A 9,744-nucleotide genomic window follows, 5' to 3' on the forward strand; every position below is an offset into this window, starting at 1 on the left:
ATTTTATTCCGATGAACCCTATTTTATACTAGCCGTAAAATTTACTATTTTTGCATTCTAAAATTTATGTCATGCCAAATAAAAAGTACAAAATAGCTGTTATTCAATTAAACCTGAATGATGTAGCCGAAAACAATTTAAAAAAATGCATTAGTTGGGTAAGAGATGCAGCAAAACTTGGTGCTGAAGTTATTTCATTACCAGAACTGTATAGCAGTCATTACTTTTGTCAAAGTGAAGATGTAGATAATTTTGCTTTAGCTGAACCACTTTACAGCACTTCTTTTATTGCTTTTAGTGCCCTTGCAAAAGAATTAGGTGTGGTAATCATTGTTCCTTTTTTCGAAAAAAGAATGGCTGGCATTTACCACAACAGTGCTTACATTATTGATACAGATGGATCAGAAGCAGGGTTGTATAGAAAAATGCACATTCCAGATGATCCCGCTTTTTACGAAAAATTCTATTTTACACCGGGTGATTTAGGATTTAAAAATAATCGTACACAGAAAGGAAATATAGGAACATTAATCTGTTGGGATCAATGGTATCCAGAAGCAGCACGCATAACAGCTTTAAAAGGTTCCGAAGTATTGTTTTACCCAACAGCAATTGGTTGGCATCCACAAGAAAAAGAGCAATATGGTGAAAACCAATATGGCGCTTGGATGAATGTTATGAAAGGTCATGCCGTTGCAAATGGTGTTTATGTTGCAGCAGCAAACCGCATTGGTTTAGAAAAGTATTTACCAGAAACTCCTGGAATTGAATTTTGGGGTGCTTCATTTATCTGCGGGCCACAAGGAGAAATTTTGGCGCAAGCCTCACATGATAAAGAAGAAATTTTAATTGCCGAAGTTGATTTAGACTTACAAGAAAATGTGCGCCAAAACTGGCCATTTTTTAGAGACAGACGCATAGATGCATTTGGAGATATTACAAAAAGAGCAATTGACTAACTGCTCTTTTTAAAACAAAAAATCCCTGCTTAAAGTTTATTCAAGCAGGGATTTTTTTATTTCGAGAGTATTTTAATTCAAATCTGGCTGGAAAACTTTCACACTTCCATCACCTTCACTACTTACCACAAGCAAACTTCTTTTTGTTGGGCTTTTTGAAGCAGGAATATATAGCAGACCTTCAGGAGCGTCACCCGTTTTTAAAGTTTGCATTAATTTTGGTGCAGCAGGATTTGAGATATCATAAATCATTACTGCATCGGCGCGTTCAAGACCTACAAAAAGTATTGTCTTAGTCCCCATTTTTGTAACAACAACAGATTCTGGCTCAGCACCTTTATCATCACTTCTGCCGTCATCATAAAAACCTAATTCTTGTGATTTTTTATCCAATTCATTTTTGCTATCATATACTAATTCACCTGTTGTACCATTCCATATAGAGAAAGATCTAGAACCAAAAGAAACAAGTTCATCAAAATCACCATCTCCATCTGTATCACCCATTTTAGTATTGATATTTAATCTTCCTAGACTAGATTCCGCTTTTAAAGCTGCTGCATCTGGAAATGCAAAAGGATCCAGAACCACTGATGAATGACCTACTCTTCTAACATCAACAAAAGCACTATATTCTCTAGCATCACCTTCATTTGCAGTTACAAAATAGGATATTTTATTTACCTCAAAACTACTTATGGCATCAGGTTGATACATTCCTTTTATTTTCCAAGGTTTCATAAATACCCCTCCATCTTTATCGCTAACATCAATTGCATTATCAGCAAGATTATAGTCTTTTAGACCCAAAGGAAAAATATTCGTAATCGTTTTGCTTGTCAAATCAATTTTAGCAACTCCATTATTTTCTTGTAAAGTTACCCAAGCTGTTTTTGAATCAGCAGATATCGTAATGTATTCTGGTTCAATATCATTAGCAAAATTGTTTGTAGGACTAGCTATTCTAAATCCTTTCCCTTTTAACGCAGCTAACTGATTGCTAAAACTTGTAAAATTCAAAGTAGAAACAGCATAATTATTGGCCACAGAAATGACAGACACAGAACCTTCAGGATCAATTGAGTAAGTGTCATTTGGTTCACCTTCATTAGCAGTCATAATAAAATTTCCATCAGGAGAAAATGTAATCATATCAGGTAATGCCCCAACAGTAATTTCTTTAATAAGAGCATATGTAGTGGTATCAAAAACCAAAACTTTACCAGGATCCTGCTTATTAGTTTTTGCCTCTAAAGCCACAGCTAATTTACCATTAAAGGTAGCAACACTATTTGATGCACCATTGTAAGGAGTCAAATCAATACTGGTTACAAATTTTGGACTCGCTGGATTTGACAAATCAATTACATCAATTCTATTCGTATTGCTATTGTTGACAGTAAATAATTTCTTTGATACTTCGTCATAAGCACTAATTTCAGCAGCACCTGTTCCTCCTATTGTAAGACTTCCAATTTCTTTAAATGAGGCAGGATTTTCATTCACAATAGTCTCTTGATCATTACTTGAATTATCCTCTTTAGTACAACTAGACAAAATCAAAATTGCAGCTAGAAGTGAAATACTGTATTTTTTCATAGATTATTTTTTACCAAAAATAGAAATGAACAAATCAACTGTAATTAACACAATATTATTTAATCATTACCTTAACACTATAATTGAAAACGCAGTTTTAAAAAATTGCATTGTTTGCTCGTTTTTTAAGTGAGTCTGAATCATTATATTTGCAACTTTGATAAACGTATATAATATGACTACAAATACTAGGCGTTTTCCAGCCGAATGGGAAAAACAACAAGGAATGCTACTGTGTTTCCCTCATAATGGGAAAGATTGGCCAGGAAAATATGAAGCAGTTCAATGGGCTTTTGTAGAATTTATTAAAAAAGTAGCAACTTTTGAAACTGTTTTTTTGGTTGTGGCAGATGAAAACCATAAAGCAAAAGTAAACACCATGCTGGAAACAGCTCATGTTGAACTAACAAATGTTTTGTATATCATTTACAAAACCAATAGAAGTTGGATGCGTGATTCTGGACCAATCATTATAAAGAACGGAACCGAAAGAGAGGCATTAAACTTTAATTTTAATGGCTGGGCCAAATACAAAAACATACAATTAGATAAATTTGTTCCTGAGAAAGTGGGCGAATTTCTAAATATTCCTGTGACTCAAGTCATGTACAAAGGAAAACCAGTAATTGTTGAAGGTGGTGCCATCGATGTAAACGGGCGTGGAACCTTATTAACATCCGAGGAATGTTTAATGCACCCAGACATACAGGTTCGAAATGCAGGCTTTACAAAAGAGGATTACGAAGCAGTTTTCAAAGAATATCTTGGCGTAACCAATGTGATTTGGTTAGGCGACGGAATTGAAGGCGATGATACTCATGGACATATTGATGATTTGTGCCGATTTGTTAACGAAGATACTATTGTCACTATTGTAGAAAATGATCCGCTTGATAAAAATTATAAGCCACTACAAGACAATTTAAAAAGGTTACAAAACGCTAAACTTGAAAATGGAAAATCTCCAGTCATAGTAGCATTGCCAATGCCGAAGAAAGTAGAATTTGACGGTTTGCGATTACCTGCTAGCTATGCTAATTTTTTGATTTTAAACCAATGTGTTTTAGTACCTACTTTTAATGATAGTAATGATCGTAAAGCACTAAACATACTAGCAGAATGCTTTCCAGATAGAGAAATTATCGGCATAAATGCAACTGATTTTATTTGGGGTTTTGGAACCCTACATTGTTTAAGCCAGCAAATACCTGAATAAAGAAATAAAAAAAGACTTGTAAATACTTACAAGTCTTTTTTGTTAAAATAAATTCTTCTTTAAAATTCCAAAAATTTATTTATCTCTGGTAAAAGGAATTTTTTGTCCACCTGGAACAGTCATATCAAAACCATTTAAACTTTCGTTGAATTCAAACTTAAGTCCTGCTTGTTTTGATTCAAAAGCATTTTTTCCAATGTTCTCCACAGAAAAAGAAGGATAATTTGTAATCAACGCATTAAGAGCTCCATTTTTTTCAGAAAAAGTGATTTTTAAAGGAGCCATTTGAGTTGAAAAAGTTCCCAAATAACCATCCAGAATTACATCTTTTTCAAGTAAACCTTTGTCAGCAGTCCATACATTATTGGCAGTATTTGAATCTGGAAACGCATGATCCGGATCTAATGTGATGCTTTCTATTTCCTCTGTAGAATTGTGTTTAAACGACCACGATTTGTTTTTCTGCCACACTTCAACTGGTAATTGTACTCTGGTTATCTTTCCGCTTTTAGTTTTCACATCTAAAGAAACCGGCATAGCCATTTTTTCAAAATTCTCAATAGTAATAATTACTCCTTTTTTAGGATCATTTTTTACATATTTTATTGAATTTATACCTTGATCTAAGCGCCAATTGTACTGGAACCAACCTCTCCAGAACCAGCTCAAATCTTCACCAGCAACATTCTCCATAGTTCTAAAAAAATCATCAGGCTGTGGGTGTTTGTAAGCCCATCTTTCGATATAGGTTTTCAAAGCCAAGTCAAAACGCTCTGGCCCTAAAACCTGCTCTCTAAGAATTACCAAACCTGAACTTGGTTTAGAATACGCCAAAAGACCAATGTTACGCTCCTTCATATTATCTGGTGAACTCATTATTGTTTCCAGAAAAGGACTTGTATACATTTCTGCTCTTTGATGCATGTCTGCTTTTGGCTCTTTGTATTCTCCATTATTAAAATCAATTGAACTTAATGAATTGATAAAAGTATTAAATCCTTCATCCATCCAAGCAAACAATCGTTCATTAGATCCTACAATCATTGGAAACCAGATATGTCCAAATTCATGATCTGTAACACCCCATAAATCAGCTCCTTTTGATTCCCAGCTACAAAAAACAATTCCAGGATACTCCATTCCACCTTCATTTCCAGCAACATTTACAGCTGCAGGATAAGGGTATTCAAACCACTTTTTTGAATAATGTTCAATAGAAGCCTTAGTATATTCTGTAGATCTACCCCAAGCTGCGTCACCTGCACTTTCGACAGGATAAACAGACATTGCTAAAGATTTTTTTCCGCTTGGTAAATTGATTTTGGCAGCATCTAAAATAAAAGAGGCTGATGATGACCAAGAAAAATCACGGGAATTGATCATTTTAAAATTCCAAGTTTTTGTAGCTGATGATCCCGTTTTTGAAGTGGTAGCAACTTCCTCAGCTGTTCTAATAAATACCGTTTTATCACTTTGTTTGGCTTGTGCCAATCTACTTTGTTCTACCGTTGAAAATACAGCAGAAGCATTTGTCAACTCACCCGAAGCAACTACAATATGATTAGAAGGAGCAGTAATACTTACATCAAAATCACCATATTCTAAATAGAATTCAGAGGCTCCTAAATATGGGTTTACGTTCCAGCCACGAACATCATCATACACACACATACGAGGATACCATTGCGCCATGGTAAATATTTTTCCATTTTTAGTTTCTAAAACTCCCATTCTATCTGATCCTTCATAAGGAGCAATGAATGAGAAATCAATTTTAATTTTTATAGTTCCACCTTTGGCGTTAAGCGCTTGTGGCAAAAAAACCTGCATTCTTGTATCTGAAATTACATATTTCACAGCAGTTTCTGTAGCTACACCTTTATTAGTGCTTACAACAGATACTGATTTTATTTTGTGACCACCATCAAAAACTTGTCCTTGAGCACCATTTCTACTACCTGTTAATGGTACAATAGCACTTCCTCTAGAATCAGCTTTAAAAAGATTTTGATCCAAATTCATCCAAACAAATCCTAATTTATCAGGACTATTGTTGGTGTACGTTATGATTCCAGATCCTGAAATTTCATTGTTTTTTTCATCTAATTTAGCCGTTAGTTTGTAACTAGCGCTATTTTGCCAATATTCTGAACCTGGTTGACCACTCGCAGAACGAGTTGCCGTTCCATTTTTAGAATAAAAATGTGGGGCAAAAGCATCATGATAGTCATACTTTGATACTGGACGTGCAGTATTCTCAGGAGTTTGTTGCGCACTAAGATTTGCAATTCCTAAAAGGAACAAACCTGCATGCCACAAAAATCCAACATTAATTTTCTTCATAGTTAATTGATTTTTTTTACAAATTAAGGGAAAAAAGATGATTTGTGACTTAAAATGCGAGAGATTTTAAGGACTTAAACCAAAAAAATTAGGTCGTGCTCAAATAATGAATATATTTACAACAAAAACCAAGGATTACAATAAACAACCATTATTTTGAATACCACCTTAAAAAACCACAAACTCACAGCAACCATAAATCATCGTGGTGCCGAGCTCATTTCTCTAAAAGACAACGATCAAAGAGACTATATATGGAATGGAAATCCTGAATTTTGGGGCAAGCATTCTCCGGTACTGTTCCCAATTGTAGGAACTTTAAAAAACAATTCATTTCATTATGAAAACCAAGAATATCACTTATCACGCCACGGTTTTGCTCGAGATATGGATTTTGAATTAGTTGAAAATACTGCCGAAAAAGCTGTTTTTTTGTTGTCACACAATAGTGAAACTTTAAAAAATTACCCTTTTGAGTTTCAATTGCAACTGATCTATACTCTGGAAGAAACAAAATTATCTATTTCTTACGATTTATTTAATGTAGGTACAAATACAATGCCTTTTTCTATTGGTGCTCACCCAGCCTTTGCGCTTCCAGAATCATTTGAAAGTTATGAAATCGAATTTGATCAAAATGAAGCTTTGCAATATCACGTTTTAGAAAATAATTTGATATCGAATGAAACTAAAAAATTAAATACTCAAGACAAAAAACTTCCTCTTGATTACACCCTATTCGAGCATGATGCCTTGATTTTCAAAACTATAAGTTCTAAACAACTCACTATTTTAGAACACAAAAAGCCTATCTTAAAAGTTGATTATAATGGTTTCCCTAATTTAGGTATTTGGACAAAAAACGCAGCACCATTTATTTGTATTGAACCATGGTACGGTTATTCTGATGTCGTAAATAGTACAAATGATTTATTTCAAAAAGAAGGTGTTCAAATTTTAGAATCAAAATCTCGTTTTCAATCTACATTTAGTATTGAAATCCTTTAAATTAAAAACATGCTAACCATTAATTTTAATCCGTTTCCTGATTTAGAAACCGAACGTTTACTTTTAAGAAGAGTAAACGCAGGTGATGTAAAAGAAATTTTAATGCTACGGTCAAATCCAGAAACCATGCAGTATATCCCTCGTCCTTTGTTGAAAACTGATGAAGAAGCTTTAGAGCATATTGCCATGATTGATCAAAAAATTGAAGCTAATGAAGGTATAAACTGGGCCATAACTTTAAAAGATAGTCCAAAACTCATCGGGATTATTGGTCATTATCGCATTAAACCAGAACATTACCGAGCCGAAATTGGATACATGCTACTTCCTGATTATCATAAAAGAGGAATCATAACTGAGGCAGTTAAGGCTGCAGTTCATTATGGGTTTCATGACTTAAAACTACATTCTATAGAAGCAGTTATAGCACCTGAAAATATTGGATCGGCAAAAGTTTTAGAAAAAAATGGTTTTATAAAAGAAGCGCATTTTAAAGAATATGAATTTTACAATGGTAAATTTTTAGACTCTGTGATCTATTCCTTACTAGATCACTCATAAATACAAATATAAAAAACGCACAAATGTTATGTAAAAAGTAAATTACTACTACATTTGTGCACTTATCAAACCCTTAAATCTAAATCCTACTTTATTAGCCATGAAAAAATTCCTGATCATCTTTATTTTAATAACGTATTCTTCCATTTCAGCCCAAACCTATATAAAAGCAAATGCTTTTACAACGCTTTTTACAATTCCTAATGTAGGTATAGAAACTAGCATTGGTAAAAAATCAACTTTTCATTTTGATGCTCTTGCTTCCTTTTGGAAATCTGTAAACGGTAAACCCAGAGAATTTTACACCTTTACTCCTGAATATAGATACCATTTCAAAGAAAAATACAATGGGTTTTATGCAGGCGCACACATAGGGGCAAGTATTTTTAATTTCCAAAAATGGAATTATTTAAATACTAATTTATATGAAAAGGGTCTTGGATATTTTGCAGGAGCTACCATAGGATATCAAGTAAAAGTAAGTGATAAATTTATGATTGATTGCTTTTTAGGTGGTGGTTGGCATCAAGGATTTTACAAAGGATATGACTTAACTACGGGTGAACGCTATGATAAAGCCAAAAATTATAATAAAAGTGGAGAATCTTTGCCTTATCGAGGCGGTGTGATGGTTTCCTATAAAATTAATTAAAATTTTTTCATACTTTTAACATACAAATCTTCAACTTGTTTACGAGCCCACTCAGTTTTTCTTAAAAAAGTCAAACTAGATTTTATACTAGGATTACTTGAAAAACATTTAATTTTAATCAGTTCACTTAGGGTGTCAAATCCATAATGACTGACAAGCTTTTCTACAATTTGCTGAAGGGTGATTCCGTGTAGCGGGTCGTTTGATTTTAATTTTTCCATTGTACAAATATATACATTCTAAAATTTATGATTTATTAACCCCCTAAAAAATCTAACCATGAAAAAAAACCTACTCATCCTTGCCCTACTGTTTTTTAATATTTGTTTAGCGCAACAAAATGTTACTACCTATTATTTTATAAGACATGCCGAAAAAGTAGATGATTCCAAAAATCCTGATTTATCAGAAAGTGGATTAAAAAGAGCCAATCAATGGAATGCTATTTTTGCGGATGTGCACTTTGACGAAATTTACAGCACCGATTTTAAAAGAACCACACAAACTGCAGCACCTACAGCTACAGCTAAAAATATAAAAACTAAACTGTACGATCTTAAAGATTTAAATATTGAAAATTTCAAAAATGAAACTCTAAATAAAAAAGTCTTGATTGTAGGGCACAGCAATTCAATACCCAAGTTTGTAAACCAAGTTATCAAATACAATTTGTTTCCTGATATTGAAGATACGGTTTTTGGGAACTTGTATGTAATTACAATTACTGGTGATACCATAAGCTACCATTTATTGAAATTACCATAAACATTGCTTGATATTTTAATTTTGCTACCTTTGCACCATGTTAAAAACAATTAATATTTACAATAAAAGAGCCAAATTCGATTATGAAATTATCGAAACATTTACGGCTGGAATCGTTTTGGCTGGTACTGAGATTAAATCAATTCGTTTAGGCAAAGCCAATATTACAGAAAGTTTTTGTGAATTCAGTAATCTAGAATTATTTGCCATAAACACCTACATTGAGGAATACTCTTTTGGGAATCAATTCAATCACAAAGCCCGTAGCGAACGTAAATTACTCTTAAATAAAAAAGAACTTAAAAGCTTATCTAAAAGTGTTCAGGCTAAAGGCTTAACAATAGTTCCTCTTAAATTATTTACAAATGAAAAAGGAATGGCAAAACTTCAAATAGGTCTTTGTAAAGGAAAGAAAACCTATGATAAACGAGAATCTTTAAAAGAACAGGATACAAAACGAGACTTAGAACGCATAAAAAAATCATTTTAAATTAAAATGATTTTTTTTGTTTTAGAGCAAAGCTATTTTGATGAAAAATTACGATAGCTAACCAGAGTAAAATATCTTATTTTTATTCCAAATAATTTAAGAAAAATTCATTTTTGGGCTAAGCCAAAAAAAATCATCTACAACTCTTTTT

At 33.0% G+C, this 9,744-nt stretch carries 10 protein-coding genes; 7 read left to right on the forward strand and 3 right to left on the reverse strand.

The window, feature by feature from the left end; all coding sequences use genetic code 11:
* Positions 1-71 precede the first annotated feature (71 nt).
* Positions 72-959 (forward strand): carbon-nitrogen hydrolase, encoded by an 888-nt coding sequence (locus FPG59_RS10210; RefSeq protein ID WP_086454502.1) that lies wholly within the window; start codon positions 72-74, stop codon positions 957-959.
* A gap of 72 nt (positions 960-1,031) precedes the next feature.
* Here FPG59_RS10210 and FPG59_RS10215 read toward each other — a convergent pair whose 3' ends face one another.
* Positions 1,032-2,558, reverse strand: coding sequence for a choice-of-anchor I family protein (locus FPG59_RS10215; protein WP_086454503.1), 1,527 nt, complete (start codon positions 2,556-2,558; stop codon positions 1,032-1,034).
* A gap of 175 nt (positions 2,559-2,733) precedes the next feature.
* Here FPG59_RS10215 and FPG59_RS10220 point away from each other — a divergent pair, with 175 nt between their 5' ends.
* Positions 2,734-3,774, forward strand: coding sequence for an agmatine/peptidylarginine deiminase (locus tag FPG59_RS10220; RefSeq protein WP_086454504.1), 1,041 nt, complete (start codon positions 2,734-2,736; stop codon positions 3,772-3,774).
* A gap of 75 nt (positions 3,775-3,849) precedes the next feature.
* Here FPG59_RS10220 and FPG59_RS10225 read toward each other — a convergent pair whose 3' ends face one another.
* Entirely contained in the window at positions 3,850-6,117 is a 2,268-nt protein-coding gene (locus FPG59_RS10225; protein ID WP_086454505.1) for a M1 family metallopeptidase, read from the reverse strand.
* Positions 6,118-6,273: 156 nt separating this feature from the next.
* Between FPG59_RS10225 and FPG59_RS10230 the strand changes: the two genes are divergently transcribed.
* From FPG59_RS10230 to FPG59_RS10240, 3 genes are all read left to right on the forward strand, one after another.
* Positions 6,274-7,125: an aldose 1-epimerase family protein gene (locus FPG59_RS10230; RefSeq protein ID WP_086454506.1), complete on the forward strand. Its 852-nt coding sequence runs from the start codon at positions 6,274-6,276 to the stop codon at positions 7,123-7,125.
* 9 nt (positions 7,126-7,134) lie between these two features.
* The gene (locus FPG59_RS10235; RefSeq protein WP_086454507.1) at positions 7,135-7,686 is read left to right on the forward strand and encodes a GNAT family N-acetyltransferase; all 552 of its coding nucleotides are present in this window, start codon (positions 7,135-7,137) and stop codon (positions 7,684-7,686) included.
* Between the two features lie 100 nt (positions 7,687-7,786).
* On the forward strand, positions 7,787-8,338 hold the full coding sequence (locus tag FPG59_RS10240; RefSeq protein ID WP_086454508.1) for a DUF3575 domain-containing protein: 552 nt from the start codon (positions 7,787-7,789) through the stop codon (positions 8,336-8,338).
* On the opposite strand, the gene FPG59_RS10245 is transcribed toward FPG59_RS10240, so the two are convergent.
* Positions 8,335-8,559: a VF530 family DNA-binding protein gene (locus tag FPG59_RS10245; protein WP_086454509.1), complete on the reverse strand. Its 225-nt coding sequence runs from the start codon at positions 8,557-8,559 to the stop codon at positions 8,335-8,337. The two genes, FPG59_RS10240 and FPG59_RS10245, sit on opposite strands and share 4 nt — an antisense overlap.
* Before the next feature lie 58 nt (positions 8,560-8,617).
* Here FPG59_RS10245 and FPG59_RS10250 point away from each other — a divergent pair, with 58 nt between their 5' ends.
* Entirely contained in the window at positions 8,618-9,103 is a 486-nt protein-coding gene (locus FPG59_RS10250; protein WP_086454510.1) for a histidine phosphatase family protein, read from the forward strand.
* Positions 9,104-9,140: 37 nt separating this feature from the next.
* Complete coding sequence (gene smpB / locus FPG59_RS10255) at positions 9,141-9,593, forward strand: SsrA-binding protein SmpB (protein ID WP_086454511.1); 453 nt, start codon at positions 9,141-9,143, stop codon at positions 9,591-9,593.
* The last annotated feature ends 151 nt before the right edge of the window (positions 9,594-9,744 follow it).

It is taken from the genome of Flavobacterium sp. FPG59 (genome assembly GCF_002150205.1).
Taxonomy (GTDB): domain Bacteria; phylum Bacteroidota; class Bacteroidia; order Flavobacteriales; family Flavobacteriaceae; genus Flavobacterium.

Excerpts from the sequence above, each read along its gene's own strand:
- FPG59_RS10210 (WP_086454502.1), top strand. The coding sequence starts at position 72 with ATGCCAAATAAAAAGTACAAAATAGCTGTTATTCAATTAAACCTGAAT.
- FPG59_RS10215 (WP_086454503.1), bottom strand. The coding sequence starts at position 2,558 with ATGAAAAAATACAGTATTTCACTTCTAGCTGCAATTTTGATTTTGTCT.
- FPG59_RS10220 (WP_086454504.1), top strand. The coding sequence starts at position 2,734 with ATGACTACAAATACTAGGCGTTTTCCAGCCGAATGGGAAAAACAACAA.
- FPG59_RS10225 (WP_086454505.1), bottom strand. The coding sequence starts at position 6,117 with ATGAAGAAAATTAATGTTGGATTTTTGTGGCATGCAGGTTTGTTCCTT.
- FPG59_RS10235 (WP_086454507.1), top strand. The coding sequence starts at position 7,135 with ATGCTAACCATTAATTTTAATCCGTTTCCTGATTTAGAAACCGAACGT.
- FPG59_RS10240 (WP_086454508.1), top strand. The coding sequence starts at position 7,787 with ATGAAAAAATTCCTGATCATCTTTATTTTAATAACGTATTCTTCCATT.
- FPG59_RS10245 (WP_086454509.1), bottom strand. The coding sequence starts at position 8,559 with ATGGAAAAATTAAAATCAAACGACCCGCTACACGGAATCACCCTTCAG.
- FPG59_RS10250 (WP_086454510.1), top strand. The coding sequence starts at position 8,618 with ATGAAAAAAAACCTACTCATCCTTGCCCTACTGTTTTTTAATATTTGT.
- smpB (WP_086454511.1), top strand. The coding sequence starts at position 9,141 with ATGTTAAAAACAATTAATATTTACAATAAAAGAGCCAAATTCGATTAT.